The following is an 18,428-nucleotide window of genomic DNA, read 5'->3' on the forward strand; positions in this document are numbered from 1 at the left end:
CAGACACGCCGAGTCGCCCAAAAATGCACGAAATCAGGCGAAAATCGTGCGTTCTTGGGCGACTCAGGCGTTTCGCTCAGGCGTGATGCGTGGGGATCCAAATGCGCATCGTCGACGGGCCGCGCTGGGCCCAGGAATGGTACGGCGCGATCGACGCCGTGAACGCCTCTCCGGGCTCCGTCGACGCGAACGCCTCGGCGTACGGCCAGGAACCGTCCGTTACCGGGCGGGCGCGGAGCGCGACGGTCAACCGCCCCCCGTCGGCTTCGACGGGGACCACTCCCTCGTCGATCTCCACCCGACTCAGCGTGTCGTCGCCTCCCGGCAGGTCGAGCGACTCGACGCAGTACACCTCGGGGCCGCGCTCGATCGCGACGCTGCCGCGGATCGCGTCCACGCGTGGATCGGGCTGCGTGATCCGCGGCCGGACGCCGAAGGCCAGTTCGACCACGTCACCGACGGCGAACGATCGCGACACCGCCGCGTAGCCGGGCTCGACCGCGCGGTCCTCGACCTCGACGCCGTCGGCGGTGCGCACGACGAGGCGTCCGTCGTCCGCCCACGAAGGCACGCGGATCGAGAGTTCGACGGCGTCCGTCGGCGCCTCCACGATACGCACGCGAACCACACCGGACCGCGGGTAGTCGGTCTCGACCTCGGCAACGAACGGCAGGCCGCCGAGCACCGTGGTCCGGATGGTCGACGAGGCGAACTGATGGAGCTGCACCCCCGCATCGGAGCTGGTCGCGATCAACGAGGCGAGGCTCGCCATCGTCCGCGCGACGTTCGGCGGGCAGCACGCGACGTCGAACCACGGCGCTCGTTCCGAGGACGACGCGCGCGGCGACACCTCGTCAGGCGGGCTCGAGACCCCAGGTGTCCGCTGGTGGAGCGTGTTCGCGTAGAAGAAGGTGTCGCCCGTGGCCGACGGCGAGGTCGCGAGCACGTTGTACAGCACCCGCTCGATGTGGTCGGCGTACCGGACGTCTGGGGCTTCGAGCAGGAGCCGCCAGCTGAACATGATCGAGGCGATCCCGGCGCACGTCTCCGAGTAGGCACGGTCGGAGGGCAGCTCGAAGTCCTCACCGAACGCCTCGTCCTGATGGTGCGAACCCTGACCGCCGGTGACGTAGGTGCGTCGTGCGATCGTGCGGTCCCACTGCGAGCGCAGCGCGTCGAGGAGTCCGGCGTCCCCGTGCTCGACGGCGACGTCTGCAGCGCCGGCCGCGAGATAGTTGGCGCGCACCGCGTGCCCTCGGAGCGCCACAGCCTCACGGATCGGCACGTCGTCCTGGAAGTAGGAGCGACCCCACTCGATGTCGGCGAGCACCCCGGTGCCACGGCGCTCGATGAAGAGCGAGGCGAGCTCGAGGTAGCGGCGCTCGCCAGTGACCCGCGCGAGTTCCGCGAGCCCCACCTCGACCTCGGCGTGGCCGCACACCGACTGGATGCCCGTCGCGCCGAACACCTCGCAGATGAGGTCGGCGGCCCGCGTCGCGATCCGCAGGAGACCGTCGTCGGCACCGGGACTCGTCCGCTCCCGCGCGACCGCCGCCTGGAACAGATGGCCGAGGCAGTACAACTCGTGACCCCACTCGAGGTCCGACCACCGAGCGCCTTGACCGGGCCGGCCGAAGCGGGTGTTCAGGTAGCCGTCGGCCTCCTGAGCGGCGGCGACACGATCGACGACGGCACGGAACCGGGTGTCGAGCGCGTCGTCTCCACCGAGTCGACCGATCTCCCAGGCGACGGCCTCGAGGTACTTGTAGATCTCGGAGTCCGAGAACTCCCGCCCGCGCCGCCCCTCGGGCAGGGTGCCGGCGGCGGCCCGGTCGAAGTTGCCCAGCCACCCCTCGCGCTCGAGCCAGTGCTCGATGTGCGGGAGCGTTGACGTCCCGTTGACGCGCTGACGTTCGTTCCAGAAGCCGTCCGTGATGGTGACGGCGTCGAGGCCGAGCGGCGTCAGGGCGCTGCGCGTGGGAACGACGGGGGCCGCGATGGTCCTGGTGGTGATGGTCATGGTTACCCCTTGAAGGCGCCGGACATGAAGCCGCGCACGTAGTGACGTTGGAGGATGAGGAAGAGGACGATGCACGGCAGCGCCAGCACGACGACGCCGGCCTCGGTCGCGCCGTAGTCGACGACACCCTGCACCTGCCCGCGGAGGTTCGACACGGCGAGGGGCAGGGTCATCTTCGTCGAGTCGTTGAGGAGGATGAGCGGCGCCATGAAGTCGTTCCAGGCCGCGAGGAAGGCGAAGAGGCCCACGGTGATGAGGCCGGGTTTGACCGCCGGGACGAGCACCTTCCAGAGCACCGTCCATGCGTTGCAGCCGTCGACCATCGCCGCCTCGTCGAGTTCCTTGGGGATCGACTCGAACGCGATCCGCATCATGAACGTCGAGAACGGCAACTGGAACATCGTGAGCACCAGCGCGACCCCGACGAGCGAGTTCGACAGCCCGACGACGTTGAGCAGCACGTAGAGCGGGATGAGGAGGGTCGCGTAGGGCACCATGAGGATCGCGATGGTCGCGAGGAACAGGGCGTTCTTGCCCCAGAACCGGAACCGCGCGAACGCGTAGCCGCCGAAGAGCGAGATCACGAGCGTCAGCACGACAGTGAGCAGCGAGACGAACAGGGAGTTGCCGATGTACTGCAGGATGCCGTCCTGGTACCCGGCGAGCGTGATGTAGTTGCCGAAGCCCCAGCCGTTGGTCTGGTTCGTGCCCGCGAGCGGCGACACCGAACGCACCGCCGTCCAGACGAGCGGGTAGAGGAAGATCACGGCGAGCGCCGCAGTGAAGATCCAGAACGGCATCTTGACCGCGATGCCGAAGAAGTTCGTCGGCTTGGGGTCGCGCCCGGTGCCGACGCCACGACGCGAGCCGCGCCCATGGCCTCGGACGTCGGGCATCGTCGAGGTGACGGTGGCCGGTTCCTTTCGGGTGATGGTCATGGTCAGTCCTCGGCCTTCTTGCTGAACGCGCGGATCTGCACGATGTTGATCACGATGAGGGCGGCGAGCACGATGACCGACAGCGCACCGGCGACGCCGAGGTTGTTCGGGCCTTGGAACGCCACGTTGTAGATGAGTTGCACCACGGTGATGGTGCTGTTGTCCGGGCCACCCTTGGTGAGGATGTAGAACTGCTCGAAGGCGAGGAGCGAACCGGTCACGCACATCACGGTCGTGAGGGCCAGCGTCGGCTTGAGCAGCGGGACGGTGATGCCGCGGAAGATCTGCCACCGCGAGGCGCCGTCGATGCGTGCCGCTTCGTAGACGTCTTCCGGGATGCCCTGGAGCCCCACGAGCATGAGCAGCATGTAGAAACCGGCGAACCGCCAGACGATGAGGAACACCGTCGACCAGAGCGCAGCGTCCGGGGTGCCGAGGAAGGTGAAGCCGAGCGCCTTCGTGAGGTCCGCGAAGGGACCGGCGATCGGCGAGTACAGCACGTAGAAGAGGAGCGAGGCGGAGGCGAGGCCGAGCGCGCTCGGGATGAGGAACGCCGTGCGCAGGAAGCCCTTCCAGCGACTCGACTCCTGCACGAGGAGCGCGAGCCCGAGGCCCAGGCCGATGAGCAGGACGGTCGCGATGACCGTGTACTTCAGGGTGAAGACGACGGAGTCCAGGAAGAAGCGGTTGTCGATCGCCTCGGGGAAGTTCGCGGGGAAGTTCCAGCCCTGATTCCCGCCGAGCAGCGGCCACTCGGAGGCGGACATCTGGAACACGAGGCCGAGCGGCACGAGGAAGAGGAGCACGACGAAGAGCGCCGTCGGCAGCGCGAACAGCCAGCCGGTGCGGGCGTTCCCCGCTCTCCGCTTCCGGGCGCCGACGGAGTCCGTCGTGCCGGGTCTGGCGATGGTGGTACTCATGGATGCGACCTTTCGAAACGGGTGGGTGCAGGTGCGTCGCCCCGACGTGGGGCGGGACGACGCACCTGCGACGCTGACTACTGCGAGAGCACGTCCGTGATCGCGTCGTTGTCGGCGTCCACGGTGTCGGTGCCCTCGAGCACCGCGTTCCGCACGAGCGTCAGCCAGGGGCTGGTCGGCGAGTTGAACGCCTCCTGGAAGTTGAGCGAGAACGGGGTGTCACCCTTCGCCGCGACCTCGTTGATGGTGACGAGGCGCGGGTCCTTGCTCGAGTACTCGTTCTCCGCGAGGTCGGCACGGGAGACGACGTCGCTGTTCTTCGCGAGCACGCCGACCTGCGCGTCCTCGGACATCAGCCAGCTGAGGAAGTTCCACGACTGCGCGGCCTTCTTGGAGTCCTTCGAGACGCCGATGCCGTCGCCACCGACGAACGTCGAGTCGCCGCCCTTCGGGCCGGGGATGCCGGAGACGCCCACGTCGAACGGGGTGGAGGAGAGCAGGGTCGCGGGGTACGGCATGACGCCGACCTTGCCCTCGGTGAAGCCTGCGGTCCAGGTGGGTCCGGCCTCATCCTTCGACGACGGGAGCACAGCGCCCGACTTCCAGAGGTCGGCCCACGTGCTGTAGACCTCCTTGGCGCCGTCCTCGGCGAGCAGCGACTCGGTGCCGGCGTCGTTCATGACCTGCTCGTCGTCGGCCCACACGCTCGGGAACCAGGTGAAGACGAGGCAACCGCCGCAGTTGAGGCCGGTGGCGGTGCCGTAGGTGTCGGGCTTGTTCAGCGCCTGGACGGCTTTGGCGTCCTCGGCGAACTCGGCGAGCGTGGTCGGGCCCTGCTCGGGGTCGAGACCGGCCTCCTTGTACAGCTCCTTGTTCCAGAACAGCATCGAGAGGTCGAGGACGAAGGGCAGCACGTGCTCCTTGCCGTCGGACGTGCCTGCCGCGAGGTGGCCGGGGTTGATCTCGTCCTTGAAGGAGAGCGCGTCGATGTTCGCGGTGAGGTCCTGGAAGAGCCCCTGCTCCACCCAGTTGGGCACGTAGACGATGTCGGCGGCGAAGAGGTCGGGGAGGCTGCCGGATCCCGCAGCGGCACCGACCTTGGCGACGTAGTCGTCGTTCGGGACGACGGTGAGCTTGACCTGGTTCTCGTGGCTGGCGTTGTAGGCCTCGACGAGCAGCTTCGCCTGCTTCTCGAGAGGGGCGCGCGTCCAGAGCGTGAGTTCGCTGCCGTCGTCGACGCCCTCGGCTCCCGCACTCGCGAGAGGGGTGCTTCCTGCTCCACCCGAGGAACAGGCGGCGAGGCCCGCCAGCAGGGCACCGGCGGCCAGGACACCTCCGACCCGTTGCATTCGTCTCATCTGCGTGCTGCGCATGGTGTTCTCCTTGACTCGTCATTGAGCGGACCGGCTCGGGTCCGGCGGTGCATGGTAGGGTTTCGAAAGCTTCGAAACGCCTTTCGGTAAAGCTAGCCTGGGATCGGAGTAGCGTCAAGAACAGAATCCTGTAACGTTTCCGAAACCAGAAGGGGGAACCATGTCAGACAACGACGTCGCGGCATCGACCACCGGCACAGCGGGGCGCGCAGCGACCCTCGGAGACGTGGCACGCCTCGCCGGCGTCTCGATCGCCACCGCCTCGAAGGCGATCAACGGCCGCAGCGAGGTCGCTCCGGCCACGCGGCAACGGGTGCTCGACGCGGCGAAGACCGTGTCCTTCACACCGAACGAGCTCGCCAGGAGCCTCATCAACGGCCGCACCGGCACCGTCGGACTCCTCACGAGCGACCTCGAGGGCCGCTTCGTGATCCCGATCCTCATGGGAGCCGAGGACGCTTTCGGCGCCGGTCAGGTGAACGTGTTCCTCTGCGACGCCCGCGGCGACGCCATCCGAGAGCAGCACCACCTCAACGCACTGCTCACCCGCCGCGTCGACGGCATCATCGTGGTGGGCCGCAGCACCGACCCACGGCCGTCGCTCGGCCACAAGCTGCCGGTGCCGGTGGTCTACGCGTACGCGCCGTCCGACGACCCGACAGACGTGTCGATCACGCCCGACAACCGTGCCGGCGGTCGTCTCGCGGTCGAGCACCTGCTCTCGACAGGACGCACGCGCATCGCGATGATCACGGGTGAGCCCGAGTACGCCGCCGCCCGGGACCGCGCGACCGGGGTGCAGGACGCCCTCGCCGCCGCTGGGCTCGAGCTCGTCGGCACCCCGATGTTCTCCGAGTGGACCGAGCACTGGGGGCGCGACGCCTCGGCGATGCTGCTCGCCCAGTACCCGGAGGTCGACGGCATCGTCGCCGGTTCCGACCAGATCGCGCGAGGCATCCTCGACACCGTCCGCGACCTCGGTCGGGACGTGCCGTCCGACGTCGCGGTCGTCAGCTTCGACAACTGGGAGATCCTCGCGACCAACTCGCGCCCCGAGCTCTCCACGATCGACGCGAACCTGCAGCAGCTCGGCCGCCTGGCTGCCACCCGCATCTTCGAGGCGATCGAGGGCACCGAACCGAAGCAGGACGTCGAGTACCTGCCCGGCCGCCTCGTGATCCGCGGCTCGACCATCGCCCGCCGCTGACCCGGTCGACTCACCCGGAATCGCGACTGGGGGGTGGATCCCCACTCAGGGTTGCGGGCCCCACCCCACGGTGAGCACTACCGCGGCTCCTCCCGGATGACGGCGACAGCACCTGCGGCGAGGTCGACCCGTCCACGGTGGACGGTGCCGGTGAGGAGGTCCTCGCCGGTCGCCTCCGCCCACGCCTCGGCATCCGTGTGGTTGATGAGGAAGAGGAAGGACTGCCCGTCACCACCACGGCGCACGGCTTCGACGCCGGATGAGGCATGTGTCACGGCCGCGACGCCCGTCTCCTCGAGGATGCGCTCCAGGAGTGCACCGAGTCCGTCGGGTTCCAGTTCCGTCGACAGGTACCAGGCGGTCCCTCGGCCCACGGATCGGCGGGTGACCGCCGGATGACCGGCGTTCGGACCGGTCGCGTAGCTTGCGACCACCTGGGCGTCGTCGACGCGGACGAGCTCCGTCCACCGCTTCGCCGACCATCCGGCGTCGAGGAGCACCGTCTCGTCGTCGGTCAGCGGATGGATCTGCTCGCTGCTCGCTCCGAGCAGGTCACGGAACGCTCCCGGGTAGCCGCCGAGGCGGACCGTGTTGGTCCCGTCGACGATCCCGGAGAACCAGGTGACGAGCACGGTGCCACCCCCGGCGACGTAGTCGGCGACCGCTGCGGCGTGCTCGTCCGAGACGAGGAACAGGCCGGGAACCACGACCACCGCGTACGCGTCGAGCGTCGTCCACGGCGGGACGACGTCGACGGTCACCGCCCGGTCGAACAGGGCGTCGTGGATCGCACGCGCCGTGTCCGCGTAACCGATGCGGTTGTTGGGCTTGAGTCCACTCCGCAGCGCCCAACCGGCCTCGTTGTCGTGCAGCAGCGCGACCCGCGCCCCGACCACCCGGCTCCCGCGAACCTCTCGCAGCCGTTCGACGATGCCGCCGAGCCGGACGACGTCCTCGAAGACCCTCGTCTCCGCGCCCGCGTGCGGGAGCATCGCCGAGTGGAACTGCTCGATCCCGGCGCGTGACGCCCGCCACTGGAAGAACATCACGCTGTCCGAACCGCGAGCCACGTGCCCGACGGCATGGCGGATCATCTCCCCCGGCAGTTTCGGCTGGTTGATGGCGTGCCAGCTGGACGCACCGGTGGCGTGCTCCATGAGCATCCACGGGCCGCCGCCGGAGATCCCGCGCATGCGGTCACCACTGAATGCGAGCTCCTGGTGCCGGCGTGGGTCGGGACCGAAGGTGTAATGGTCGTTGCCGACGACGTCCATCTCCGGCGCCCACCGCGCGTAGTCGACGACGTCTGGGCCGAGCCCCACCATGAAGTTCGTGGTCACCGGAACCTCGGGCGTCCACTTCTTCAGGATCGCGCGCTCCGCACGGTAGTGCCCGAGCAGCTCGTCCGAGGAGAACCGCTCGTAGTCGAGTTGCTGTCCCGGGTTGTGATTCGTGCCGCCCCGCGGCGTCTGGATCTCCTCGAAGGCCGAGAAGCTGTTCCCCCAGAACGCCATGCCCCACGCCTCGTTCACGGCCTCCACAGTGCCGTAGCGGGCCTCGACCCACTCCTGGAAGCTGCGCGTGGACTCGGCGCAGTGGCAGCGACCGTTCCCGCCGCCGAGCTCGTTGCTCACGTGCCACAGTCGGACGGCCGGGTGCCCGGCGACGTGCTCGGCCAGGCGCTCGACGATGCGGAGCGCGACCTCCCGGAACACCGGCGACGACGCGCACCACCCGAGTCGACCGCCGGGCGCCCGGCGCCTGCCCCACTCGTCCTCCGGCAGGATCTCCGGGTGGGCGTGCTGCAGCCACATGGGCGGAGCCGCGGTCGGCGTCGCGAGGTCGACCGAGATCCCGTGCTCGTGCAGCAGGTCGAGCATGCGGTCGAGCCAGGAGAAGTCGAACTCTCCGTCGCGGGGTTCGTGCACGACCCAGGAGAACACGCCCAGGGTGACGAGGTCGACGCCCGCCCTCCGCATGAGCCGCATGTCCTCGAGGATGACGTCCCAGTCCCACTGCTCCGGGTTGTAGTCGCCGCCGTAGGAGATGCCGTCGGTGGGCCATGCGCCGAGCGCTTGTCCTGCGCCGCTCATCCCTTGAGCCCGCCGGCCAGGAGGTCGGTGCGCCAGTAGCGCTGCAACCAGAGGAACACGAGGATCAGCGGCACGACCGACACCGCCGATCCGATGATGACGAGGGCGTACAGGTCGGTGTCGCCGGACCCCTTCGAGAGGAAGGTGTAGAGGCCGAGGGTCAGCGGGTACTTGTCCTGGTCGGACAGCATGATGAACGGCAGCAGGAAATTGTTCCAGATGCCGACGAACTGCAGGACGAACACGGTGACGAGCCCCTGGATCATCATCGGCATCACCATCGAGACGAAGATGCGCACTTCGCTCGCACCGTCGATGCGGGCGGCCTCGATCGTCTCGTCGGGCACCGCCGCCGTCGCGAAGACCCGGCACAGGAAGATGCCGAAGGGGTTGATGATGACCGGCAGCAGCACCGACCAGTAGGTCCCGGCGAGTCCCACCCAGGCGAGCAGCAGGTACTGCGGCACGGCGAGCACGATGCCTGGGACGAGCACGCCCGCCAGCAGGATGCCGAACAGGGTGTCCCGACCACGGAAACGGAACTTGGCGAGCGCGTAGCCGGCCATCGCCGACACGATCGTCGAGAGGACCGCTCCGACACCGGCGTAGAGGACGCTGTTCAGGCACCACTGCCAGAACTGTCCGTCGCTGTAGGCGTTGAGGTCGGCGAGGTTGTCGAGGAACGCCGTGCCCGGAGCGAAGGAGAAGGTGGAGAACAGTTCGCGCGGCGACTTCGACGACGCGATGATCACCCAGGCGACCGGGACGAGGCAGTAGACCGCTCCGAGGAGCAGGACGATGGTGGCGACACGCGAACCCGCCGTCCCTCGGCGGCCCGCACTTCCTCTCCGACGTCTGGGATCCGGTGTCGCCAGAGGGGCCTCTCGGCGATCCGCCGGCATCAGTGTGGTCGTCATGATCGGCCTCCGAAGGTGCGACGGTTGAAGAAGGTGAGGACTGCGAGCGAGAATCCGAGGATGCCGAGCGCCAGCACGACGGAGGCAGCCGCTGCTGCACCGAGGTTGTCGTTCATGAAGGCGTCTTGATAGATCTTCATCAGCGGCACCCAGGTCGAGGAGATCGTGGAGGTCATCGGCCGGAGTGTGGCCGGTTCGCTGTAGAGCTGCAGCGTGCCGATGACCGAGAACAGGCTCGTCAGGACCAGTGCCGGCGCGACGAGCGGGATCTTGATGCGGAGCGCGATCTGCAGCTCACTCGCACCGTCGATCCGCGCCGCCTCGTAGATCTCCGTCGGGATGGCGCGGAGCGAGGTGTAGATGATGATCATGTTGAAGCCGACGCCCGACCACAGCGCGATGTTCGCGAGCGAGAAGTACAGGACGGGATAGCTGAAGAAGTCGAGCGAGTCCTGCCCGAGGGAGCGCGCGATCGACGAGATCGGGCTCGTGCTCGGCAGGTAGAGGAAGCCCCAGAGCAGGCTCGCGATCACACCGGGAACCGCATAGGGGATGAAGATCGCCGTGCGGGAGAAGGCCGTGAACCGGGCCTTCGGAGTGTCGAGCAGCAGCGAGAACAGCAGGGCGAGACCGAGAACGCTCGGGACGGCGATCGCACCGTAGGTGAGCGCCCGGCCGAGGCCGGCGACGAACTCGGTGTCCGTGAGCGCAGCGACGTAGTTCTCGAAGCCGATGAACGTCTCGACGCGACGGCCGAAGGCGCCACCGCCCTCCACCCGCTGGCCGCGGAAGCTGAGGTAGACGGCGTATCCGATGGGGATGACCATGAACGCGACGAAGAAGACGATCGCCGGCGCCAGGAACATCCAGGGTGCGCGGGTGGGCCGCCGTTTCCGGCGGGGGCCGGTCGGCTGCGGTGCGACGGCCGGGGCTCCGCTGCGCGGCGCGGTCGCGGTGGGGGTTGGTGACATGATCCGTCCTGTTCTGGAGTCGTGCGGGAGCGGTGGGGCCGTGACGACCCCACCGCCGTTCGTCACTTCGTGACCGTGTAGCCCGACTTCTCGAGATCGTCGATGATGGCCTGCTGCGCCGTGGTGAAGGCCTCGGAGAACGGGGTGCCGTCGAGCGCGGCCTGCTGCAGGGCGTCTCCGAGCGTCGTCTGCGCGACGTTGACGTTCGGTCCCCAGGTGAGTGGGATGGTCGAATCCGAGATGATCTGGTCGGTCAGCTCGTAGAAGTCGGTCTGCTCCGGCATGAGGAGCGGCGGTTCGGCCGACTTCGTCGCCTCACGACCAGCGGTGGCTCCCGGGTAGAGGTCGAGGCCGAGGAGCAGCTTCGAGCCCTCGTCGGAACCGGCCAGCCAGGACGCGAACTTCGTGGCCGCCTCGGCGTGCTTCGACTTCTCCGGAATCAGGTAGGTCGAACCGCCGAGGAACGGAACGGACGGGTCGCCGGCGCTCCACTGCGGCAGCGGCGCCCCGGCCCACTTGCCCGCGGTGTCCGGTGCGACGGCGTAGATCACGCTCGGCGCCCAGGATGCGGCCGCCCAGCTGAGGATCTTGCCGTCGTTCACCTGCGCGTTCCACTCCGGGGTGAGGAGCGGCTCGACCTTGACCAGGTCGCGGTCGACGAGGTCCTGCCAGTAGTCGGCTACCTCGATCGAGGCGGCGTCGTCGATGCCGACGCTCCACGCCTCACCGTCCGACTCCCACCAGCTGGCACCCGCTTGAGCGGCCTGGCTGGCGAAGAAGGCGAACTCGGTGGGGGCGAACGAGGCGATGTACGCGGTCGGGTCGGCGGCACGGATCTGCTCGGCCGCAGTGGCGTACTCCTCCCAGGTGGTCGGGACGGCGACGCCGAGCTCCGCGAACCGATCCGTCCGGTACGTGAGCATCATCGGTCCGATGTCCTGGGGCAGGCCGTAGATCTCCCCGCCGACGGTCGTCAGATCCCAGACGTTGTCGGCGAAGGCGTCCTTCACGGGTTCCACACCCTCGGTGATGTCTTTGACGACGCCCGCGACGACGAGCGACGGCAGCGCCCGGTACTCGACCTGGACGACGTCGGGGACCTCGTTCGCGCGGTCGGCGGCGAGGAGTTTGGAGGAGGTGTCGGCGGTCCCGCCGACCTCGGAGAGCTTGATGGTGACGCCCGGGTTCGCCGCCTCGTAGGTGTCGATGATCGCCTCGGCCCGCTCCTCGCCACCCTTCAGCGACCAGGTCCAGAAGTTGAGCGTGACGTCTCCGTCGCCGCTGCCGGAATCGGCCGAGCAGCCGGTGAGGGCGCCGACGAGGAGGGCGCTTCCCAGCACTCCCCCGATGATCGCGTGTCGGTTCCTCATCGCCCGTCTGGCGCGAGCCCCGGTGCGTGTGGTGATTCGTGGTGCAGTCATGTCACATCTCCTTCGACGTGTTTCGGGGCCGTGTGGCGACCGGGTCGGAACCGGCGCCCTGGCTTGTGCTCCATCGGTGCGTTCTCCATGATGATGTTAACGTTGTCATTTCGTCAAGTGAAAAGTTGTCTGAGCCAACAAACTGGGAGTTCCATGACCCTCGTCCGCAATCCGGTCCTCCCGGGCCTCCACCCGGACCCATCGCTCTGCCGCCACGGCGACGAGTACTTCCTCGTGGTCTCCTCGTTCGGGTACTGGCCCGCCATCCCCGTGTTCCGATCGACCGATCTCGCCCACTGGACGCCGATCGGGCACGTCGTCGACCGGGTGGAGCAGCTCGACCTCCACGATGCAGACCTCTCCGACGGCGTGTGGGCGCCGACGATCCGGTTCCATGACGGCGAGTTCTTCCTCGTCGTCACCATCGCGAAGCAGCGCACCGGCGAGCGGACACTGCTCTTCACCACGACGGACCCGGCCGGCGATTGGAGCGACCCGATCGACCTCGATGCGACGGGCATCGACCCGTCGCTCCTCTTCGACGACGACGGGCGGGCCTGGCTCACCCTCTCGCGCGACGCGGAGAACCCGGAGCTCGGGCCAGCGGAGATCACCCTGCAGGAGTTCGACCCGCGCAGTCGACGGCTCGTCGGCGACGTCACCGTGATCTGGCGCGGATTCGCGCGAGACACCTGGGTCGAGGCGCCGCACCTCTATCGGTCGGGCAACGGCTACCTGCTCCTCGGCGCGGAGGGCGGCACTGAGCGCAACCACGCCGTGACCGCAGCCGTCTCGGAACACATCGAGGGACCCTACCGATCCGATCCACGCAATCCCCTCCTCACGCATCGACACCTCGGTGCGGCGCACCCGATCCAGAACGTCGGCCACGCGGACCTCGTCGACACGCCGAGCGGGGAGACCTGGGCGCTCGTACTCGGCACCAGACCCGTGCACGGGCACCATGTGCTCGGTCGTGAGACGTTCCTCGTGCCCGCCGTCTGGGACATGCAGGGGTTGGTGCTCGCGCCCGGGGACGGTCAGGTGCCGGATCGGGTCGAGATCCCCGGCAGCGGGCCGACCTCGCCCGGCACCCTGCACACGGATCGATTCGACGGGGATTCGCTGGCAGCGGACTGGCTCTCGCTGCGCGGGCCGCTCGGCGAACGCGCCGCGACCCGAGCCCGCTCGGGCGCCGGACTCCGGCTCCGGAGCTCGAGTGAGCTCGGTGCCGTCGACGGGACCCCGGCGTTCCTCGGTCGTCGGCAGCAGCACCACCGGTTCAGCGCCGCCGTGACCCTCCGGCCTGACGGACTCGTCGATGCCGCTGCAGGGATCGCCGTCGTGCAGAGCGAGCACCGCTTCGTCAGCGCCCTCCTCGAGCAGCGCACCACGGGCGACTTCCAGGTGCGCGTCACCCTGCGCGCCGACGGTGAGAACCGCGTGCTCGGTGCCGAACCGGTACCCCAGGGCGCGTCCTGGGTACGCCTCGTCGTCGATGCCGACGAGCGCGCCTACCGCATCGCGGTGGAGACCGACCTGGACGCCGGCACACGAGCCGACCCGGGCATCGCGATCGACACGAGGCTCCTCAGCACCGAGTCCGGGGGCGGATTCGTCGGCGTCGTCCTCGGACCGTACGTGGAGGGTCGGGGGTCGGCCGGAGCAGCCGTTCTCGAGCAGTTCGACTATCGCGGCGTGGAGCGCAGCTGCGACGACGACGACGCGGCGGTCAGCGACGGGGAGCTGCGGTACTCCGTCGCACCATGAGCTCCGGGAGGAGCCGCGTGATCCCGGGCGCGGCGCCGCCGATACGGTCGAGCACGATCCGGATCGCCTCGGCCCCGAGAGTGGTGAAGTCCTGACGCACGGTCGTCAGCGCCGGCACGGTGAACTCCACACCCGCCTGGTCGTCGTAGCCGACGAGGGAGACGTCCTCCGGCACCCGGATCCGGTGCTGCGCGAACGCGGCGAGCACACCCATGGCGATCTGGTCGTTCGCGGCGAACACCGCCGTGGGCGGACCCTCAGGTCGTGTCGCGAGGAAGGAGCCCCAGCGGTATCCGCTGGTGGCTTGGAAGTCGCCCTCGTAGCGCTCGCCGCCGGTGATGCCGTGGGCTCGCAGTTCCTCCTGCCATCCCTGGAGGCGCGCGTTGGCGTCGAAGGTCGCCAGGTTACCGGTGATGTGCGCGACGGTGCGGTGGCCGAGGTCGAGCAGGTGCCTGACGGCAGCACGCGCGCCGTGGACGTGGTCGTACTCGATGTACCCCAAGCCCTCGGTGCCCTCCACCTGGCCGGAGAGCATCGCCGTGGTGGGCACGCGCGGGCGGAGCGCCGCCAGTTGGTCGACGACGACCGGTCGGTCGGCGATCAGCAGCACGCCTTCAACGGCGCGGTCACCGAGCCGCTCGATGGTCTCGGCGAGCGGGTCACCGCCGATGCCCTGCCAGCTCGCGAGGTTGAGTCCGTACCCGGCCTCGCGGGCGGTGGTCTCCACGCCGAAGAGTGTGTGCGGCAGCTCGAACAGCTGCGCGCCGGCGAGCACGACGCCGATGGTCGAGGACTTCCGGCTCTTGAGCTCCCGGGCGATCTCGTTGCGTCGGTAGCCGAGTTCCGCGATCGCGTCCTCCACGCGCTTGCGCGTCTCCGGTTTGACGAGCTCGCGGTTGTTGAGCACGCGCGAGACGGTCACGTGGGAGACGCCGGCCAGTCGGGCGACGTCGACCATGCCAGGCGGACGGGACACGCGACACTCCAGTGGTTCGACCGCGCGAACAGCTCGCGCAGTCGAATCCTCCCATACGGGCGCGGCTCACGGATGCAACGGTCTCAGCAGCGCGTAGCGTTGGCGCATGACCGTCGTCATCGCGTTCCTCGCCAACATCGTCGTCGCCATCGCCAAGTCGATCGTGGCCGCCCTCACCGGTTCGGCGTCGATGCTGGCGGAGGCTGCGCACTCGTGGGCCGACGCCGGGAACGAGATCTTCCTCCTGATCGCCGATCGACGGGCGGTGAAGGATCGAGACGACGCCCATCCGCTCGGGTACGGGCGCGACGCGTACATCTTCTCCCTGTTCGCCGCGTTCGGGATCTTCACCGTCGGTGCGGTGGTGTCGATCCAGCACGGCATCCAGAGCCTCGCGGCACCTGAGGCCGTCGAGAACTATGCACTCAACTACCTCGTGCTCGCCGTCGCGTTCGTCCTGGAGGGCTTCTCACTCACCCAATCGATCCTCCAGGGGCGCCGTGCGGCGAGGAAGTACGGGCGCGGGTTCTTCGACTACGTCGTCAACGGGTCCGACACGACACTCCGCTCGGTGTTCTTCGAGGACACCGCTGCGCTCCTCGGCCTCGTCATCGCGGGTGCCGGGATCGGACTCCACCAGGCGACCGGCGATCCGGCGTGGGACGCGATCGGCTCCATCGCGATCGGCATCCTGCTCGCGGGCGTTGCCTTGCTACTCATCAGCCGCAACCGCCGGTACCTGCTGGGGGCCGGGCCGAGCGCCCAGTACCGGACCCGGACGATCCGCGCGTTGCTCGCGCACTCGGAGATCGAGCGGGTCACGGCCCTGTACCTCGAGTTCAGCGGGCCGAGCTCACTCTTCCTCGTGGCCGCCGTCGACCTCGTCGGTGACGACACCGAGAACGACGTCGCCCGTCAGCTGCGCCGTCTGGAGCGAGACCTCGAGCAAGACGAGCTCATCGGCAAGGCCGTGCTCACCCTCTCGGTGAGCGACGAACCGTCCCTGACGCCGTGATCTCACGCTGAGTCGCCCGAAAACGCGCGAAATCCGCCGATTTCCGAACCGTTTCGGGCGACTCAGTGAGGGGTCACGCCATGCAGGGGGCCCATTCCTGGTTGGAGAGCTCGCGCTGCTCCTCGTCGGTCTCGACGATCCAACCGGTCTTGGTGGCGCCGCGGTACTGACCACTCACGAGGTCGGCGCACCATGATCGGCCGTCGAACGCCCAGCGGACGAAGCTCGCCTCGCTCCCCTTACGCAGGAGTGGTCGTTCGCGCTCGGCCTGAATCATGGGATCCGTTCTGTTGGGTGAACACACAAGTCTTCCCACCGTACAGATGATCGATGTCGCTGAACAGACATCTTGCGTTTCCCTCAGCGATCACGCATGATGCGCCGCGGAGTCGGCGCCGCCGAACCGGGCGATCCCGCCGAGCAGACATCGCCTCCGATCAGAGCGTCTTTCGACAAGCTGAGGGACCGGGCGCGGTCGGCAACCCCGCCACTCAGCGAAGCGAGTAGCCGCCGTCGACGTAGAGGGTCGAGCCGGTGGTGTAGCCGTTCGTGAGCAGGTGCACGACGGCACCGGCGATCTCGTCCTCGGTGCCGGGACGGTGGAGGAGCGTGTCGGCGGTGAACTGCGCGAACGCCGCCGTGCGCGACGCTTCGTCGCGGTTCGCCCAGAGGTTGCCGTCGATCGTGCCCGGCGAGACGGCGTTCACCCGCACCGGCGCGAGCTCCACCGCCAGCCCTCGCGCCAAACCCTCGATGGCCGCGTTCGCCGCGACGTAGGCAGGCGCTGCCGCCGGCGGCCGCACACTTGCCGCACCCGACATCAGCACGATCGACGCATCAGCGGACAGCCGGTCGAGCGCCGCCCGCACCACGCGGTACTGACCCCAGAACTTCGATTCGAACGGCGAAGCGGCGGCCACCGGATCGAGGTCGCGCATCGACCCCACCGTGTAGTCCGCGGCGGTCGTGAAGATGCCGTCCACCACGGGCACACCGTCGAAGAACGCCGCGACCGACGCCTCGTCGCCGGTGTCGACGACCGCCCACGTGGCCCGCTCCCCCAGCTCAGCGGCGGCCGCGCTGAGGCGCTCCGGAGTGCGACCACCGAGCACGACCGCAGCGCCGAGCGCGATCGATCGTCGCGCCACAGCCAGACCGATGCCCGAACCACCGCCGATGAGCACGACCGTGCGGCCATGCAGCGACTCGTGGAAGGGGTGGGCGGTGGTCGTGGCCTGCGGTTCTTCGTTCGTCATGCCCTCAGTGTGACGACAGCGCGCGCGCACGGGATTGTGCAGAGTGCTGATTGTTACGCCCGATTACTGCATCTTGCACATTCAGTCCCTTTCGCCGCCTGCGTAGGGTTGCCGCAACCCGCACCTCTCCCGCCTCATCCCCCACCTCTGGAGACCAGCATGGCTCGCATGGCACACGCAGACGACTTCGCCCTGTCCCGCGTCCGTCCCGACGCGCAGAAACCCTGGTTCGGCATCGCCGTCCAGCGCTTCGGTCAGGTATCAGCACTGTCCCAGTTCCTCCTCGGCGCCACCCTCGGTTACAGCATGACCTTCGGCGAGGCCTTCCTCGCCCTCCTCCTCGGCTCGATCATCCTCGAGGTGATCATGTGCATCGTCGGCATCATCGGTCAGAAGGAGGGCCTCAACACCGCCCTCCTCGCCCGCTGGACCGGCTTCGGCGAAGTCGGCGCCTCACTCGTCGGCCTCGCGATCGGCATCAGCCTCATCGGCTGGTTCGGCATCCAGAGCGCGATCTCCGCAGAGTCCCTCGACGCCCTGCTGCCGGGCGTCCTGCCGGTCTGGGCGTGGAGCCTCATCTTCGGCCTCGCCGTCACCGCGATCGTCGCCTACGGCTTCAAGGGCATGCAGTGGCTCGCGAACGTCACCGTGCCGCTGTTCCTCATCCTCGTCGGATGGTCGATCATCAGCGAGCTCACCCAGCACGACTTCATGGAGCTCGTCACGGGCCCCGCTCCCGGTCCCACCATGAGCGTCTGGGCGGGCACCGGGATCGTCGCCGGCGGCCTCATCGTCGGCGCGATCATCACCGCCGACATGACCCGCTTCAACCGCTCACGGGCCGACGTCATCAAGCAGACCGTCGTCGGCGTCTCGCTCGGCGAGTTCGTCATCGGCCTCTCCGGTGTGCTCCTCGCCCACGCGGCAGCCTCCGGCAACGTCGTCGCGATCGTCACCTCCTCGGTCGGCCTCGTCGGCCTCATCATCGTGATCACCGGGACCCTCAAGATCAACGACTGGAACCTGTACTCCTCGACGCTCGGGCTCGTGAACTTCATCTCGACCGCCCTCGGCAAGAACCTCAACCGCGTCACCACCACGATCGTCCTCGGCGTCGTCGGCTCGATCCTCGCCGCCGTCGGCATCCTCGGGCAGTTCTCCGGTTTCCTCATCATCCTGGGCGTCGCGTTCCCACCCATCGCGGGCATCATGGTCGCCGAGTACTTCATCGTGAAGCGCTGGCGCGGCGAGCTCGACGCCACCCGCGAGTCGGGCCGACTGCCCGTCTCGGCTCCGCGCATCGTGCCGGCGACCATCATCATCTGGGCCGTCTCCGCGATCACCGGCTACTTCGTCACCTGGGGCATCCCGGCGGTGCTCTCGCTCATCCTCTCGATGGTGCTCTACGTGATCGCCGGCAAGCTCGGCTGGGTCCGCGGCGTCGGCACGGCGCACACCACCCAGCCGGATGCCGAACCGGCCCTCGACACCCCTGCCAACGCGACCAGCTGACCGACCGCACCATCGCGCACCTCTCCACCGCTCCAACAG

Annotated in this window: 15 protein-coding genes; 4 read left to right on the forward strand and 11 right to left on the reverse strand. The window is 68.5% G+C overall.

Annotated features, from left to right (window positions below):
• Nucleotides 1-76 precede the first annotated feature (76 nt).
• The 4 genes from KXS11_RS10855 to KXS11_RS10870 form a co-directional block, all read right to left on the reverse strand.
• Nucleotides 77-2,020 carry a glycoside hydrolase family 127 protein gene (locus KXS11_RS10855; protein WP_437385595.1) on the reverse strand — a complete coding sequence of 648 codons (1,944 nt, stop codon included), beginning with the start codon at nucleotides 2,018-2,020 and terminating at the stop codon, nucleotides 77-79.
• Nucleotides 2,021-2,022: 2 nt separating this feature from the next.
• Nucleotides 2,023-2,958: a carbohydrate ABC transporter permease gene (locus KXS11_RS10860; RefSeq protein ID WP_437385596.1), complete on the reverse strand. Its 936-nt coding sequence runs from the start codon at nucleotides 2,956-2,958 to the stop codon at nucleotides 2,023-2,025.
• Between the two features lie 2 nt (nucleotides 2,959-2,960).
• On the reverse strand, nucleotides 2,961-3,878 hold the full coding sequence (locus KXS11_RS10865) for a carbohydrate ABC transporter permease (RefSeq protein WP_437385597.1): 918 nt from the start codon (nucleotides 3,876-3,878) through the stop codon (nucleotides 2,961-2,963).
• 77 nt (nucleotides 3,879-3,955) lie between these two features.
• Nucleotides 3,956-5,251: an ABC transporter substrate-binding protein gene (locus KXS11_RS10870; protein ID WP_437385598.1), complete on the reverse strand. Its 1,296-nt coding sequence runs from the start codon at nucleotides 5,249-5,251 to the stop codon at nucleotides 3,956-3,958.
• Nucleotides 5,252-5,411: 160 nt separating this feature from the next.
• Here KXS11_RS10870 and KXS11_RS10875 point away from each other — a divergent pair, with 160 nt between their 5' ends.
• A complete protein-coding gene (locus KXS11_RS10875) occupies nucleotides 5,412-6,458 on the forward strand; it encodes a LacI family DNA-binding transcriptional regulator (protein ID WP_437385599.1) in 1,047 nt (348 codons plus the stop codon).
• A gap of 77 nt (nucleotides 6,459-6,535) precedes the next feature.
• Here the strand turns inward: KXS11_RS10875 and KXS11_RS10880 are convergent, their stop codons facing one another.
• The 4 genes from KXS11_RS10880 to KXS11_RS10895 form a co-directional block, all read right to left on the reverse strand.
• On the reverse strand, nucleotides 6,536-8,551 hold the full coding sequence (locus KXS11_RS10880) for a beta-galactosidase (RefSeq protein ID WP_437385600.1): 2,016 nt from the start codon (nucleotides 8,549-8,551) through the stop codon (nucleotides 6,536-6,538).
• On the reverse strand, nucleotides 8,548-9,468 hold the full coding sequence (locus KXS11_RS10885; RefSeq protein WP_437385601.1) for a carbohydrate ABC transporter permease: 921 nt from the start codon (nucleotides 9,466-9,468) through the stop codon (nucleotides 8,548-8,550). Before KXS11_RS10885 ends, KXS11_RS10880 begins: the two co-directional genes overlap by 4 nt.
• A complete protein-coding gene (locus KXS11_RS10890; protein WP_437385602.1) occupies nucleotides 9,465-10,439 on the reverse strand; it encodes a carbohydrate ABC transporter permease in 975 nt (324 codons plus the stop codon). The genes KXS11_RS10885 and KXS11_RS10890 overlap by 4 nt, the downstream gene beginning before the upstream one ends.
• 62 nt (nucleotides 10,440-10,501) lie before the next feature.
• Nucleotides 10,502-11,860, reverse strand: coding sequence for an ABC transporter substrate-binding protein (locus KXS11_RS10895; RefSeq protein WP_437385603.1), 1,359 nt, complete (start codon nucleotides 11,858-11,860; stop codon nucleotides 10,502-10,504).
• 153 nt (nucleotides 11,861-12,013) lie between these two features.
• Here KXS11_RS10895 and KXS11_RS10900 point away from each other — a divergent pair, with 153 nt between their 5' ends.
• Nucleotides 12,014-13,630, forward strand: coding sequence for a family 43 glycosylhydrolase (locus KXS11_RS10900; RefSeq protein ID WP_437385604.1), 1,617 nt, complete (start codon nucleotides 12,014-12,016; stop codon nucleotides 13,628-13,630).
• Here KXS11_RS10900 and KXS11_RS10905 read toward each other — a convergent pair.
• Complete coding sequence (locus KXS11_RS10905; protein WP_437385605.1) at nucleotides 13,593-14,606, reverse strand: LacI family DNA-binding transcriptional regulator; 1,014 nt, start codon at nucleotides 14,604-14,606, stop codon at nucleotides 13,593-13,595. The genes KXS11_RS10900 and KXS11_RS10905 overlap by 38 nt on opposite strands.
• 106 nt (nucleotides 14,607-14,712) lie before the next feature.
• On the opposite strand from KXS11_RS10905, the gene KXS11_RS10910 reads away from it, so the two are divergent.
• The gene (locus tag KXS11_RS10910) at nucleotides 14,713-15,621 is read left to right on the forward strand and encodes a cation diffusion facilitator family transporter (protein WP_437385606.1); all 909 of its coding nucleotides are present in this window, start codon (nucleotides 14,713-14,715) and stop codon (nucleotides 15,619-15,621) included.
• A 73-nt stretch (nucleotides 15,622-15,694) separates the two neighbouring features.
• Here KXS11_RS10910 and KXS11_RS10915 read toward each other — a convergent pair whose 3' ends face one another.
• Complete coding sequence (locus tag KXS11_RS10915) at nucleotides 15,695-15,898, reverse strand: hypothetical protein (RefSeq protein WP_437385607.1); 204 nt, start codon at nucleotides 15,896-15,898, stop codon at nucleotides 15,695-15,697.
• A gap of 214 nt (nucleotides 15,899-16,112) precedes the next feature.
• Nucleotides 16,113-16,877 carry an SDR family oxidoreductase gene (locus tag KXS11_RS10920; RefSeq protein WP_437385608.1) on the reverse strand — a complete coding sequence of 255 codons (765 nt, stop codon included), beginning with the start codon at nucleotides 16,875-16,877 and terminating at the stop codon, nucleotides 16,113-16,115.
• A gap of 159 nt (nucleotides 16,878-17,036) precedes the next feature.
• On the opposite strand from KXS11_RS10920, the gene KXS11_RS10925 reads away from it, so the two are divergent.
• Nucleotides 17,037-18,389: a purine-cytosine permease family protein gene (locus KXS11_RS10925; RefSeq protein WP_437385609.1), complete on the forward strand. Its 1,353-nt coding sequence runs from the start codon at nucleotides 17,037-17,039 to the stop codon at nucleotides 18,387-18,389.
• Nucleotides 18,390-18,428: the final 39 nt, after the last annotated feature.

This window comes from Plantibacter flavus, from assembly GCF_051487245.1.
GTDB classification, from domain to species: Bacteria; Actinomycetota; Actinomycetes; order Actinomycetales; family Microbacteriaceae; genus Plantibacter; species Plantibacter flavus_B.

Bases quoted from the DNA above. Each gene is read 5' to 3' on its own strand.
- KXS11_RS10875 (WP_437385599.1), top strand. From the start codon at position 5,412: ATGTCAGACAACGACGTCGCGGCATCGACCACCGGCACAGCGGGGCGC.
- KXS11_RS10895 (WP_437385603.1), bottom strand. From the start codon at position 11,860: ATGACTGCACCACGAATCACCACACGCACCGGGGCTCGCGCCAGACGG.
- KXS11_RS10855 (WP_437385595.1), bottom strand. From the start codon at position 2,020: ATGACCATCACCACCAGGACCATCGCGGCCCCCGTCGTTCCCACGCGC.
- KXS11_RS10860 (WP_437385596.1), bottom strand. From the start codon at position 2,958: ATGACCATCACCCGAAAGGAACCGGCCACCGTCACCTCGACGATGCCC.
- KXS11_RS10925 (WP_437385609.1), top strand. From the start codon at position 17,037: ATGGCTCGCATGGCACACGCAGACGACTTCGCCCTGTCCCGCGTCCGT.
- KXS11_RS10915 (WP_437385607.1), bottom strand. From the start codon at position 15,898: ATGATTCAGGCCGAGCGCGAACGACCACTCCTGCGTAAGGGGAGCGAG.
- KXS11_RS10890 (WP_437385602.1), bottom strand. From the start codon at position 10,439: ATGTCACCAACCCCCACCGCGACCGCGCCGCGCAGCGGAGCCCCGGCC.
- KXS11_RS10880 (WP_437385600.1), bottom strand. From the start codon at position 8,551: ATGAGCGGCGCAGGACAAGCGCTCGGCGCATGGCCCACCGACGGCATC.
- KXS11_RS10865 (WP_437385597.1), bottom strand. From the start codon at position 3,878: ATGAGTACCACCATCGCCAGACCCGGCACGACGGACTCCGTCGGCGCC.
- KXS11_RS10885 (WP_437385601.1), bottom strand. From the start codon at position 9,468: ATGACGACCACACTGATGCCGGCGGATCGCCGAGAGGCCCCTCTGGCG.
- KXS11_RS10900 (WP_437385604.1), top strand. From the start codon at position 12,014: ATGACCCTCGTCCGCAATCCGGTCCTCCCGGGCCTCCACCCGGACCCA.
- KXS11_RS10910 (WP_437385606.1), top strand. From the start codon at position 14,713: ATGACCGTCGTCATCGCGTTCCTCGCCAACATCGTCGTCGCCATCGCC.
- KXS11_RS10870 (WP_437385598.1), bottom strand. From the start codon at position 5,251: ATGCGCAGCACGCAGATGAGACGAATGCAACGGGTCGGAGGTGTCCTG.
- KXS11_RS10920 (WP_437385608.1), bottom strand. From the start codon at position 16,877: ATGACGAACGAAGAACCGCAGGCCACGACCACCGCCCACCCCTTCCAC.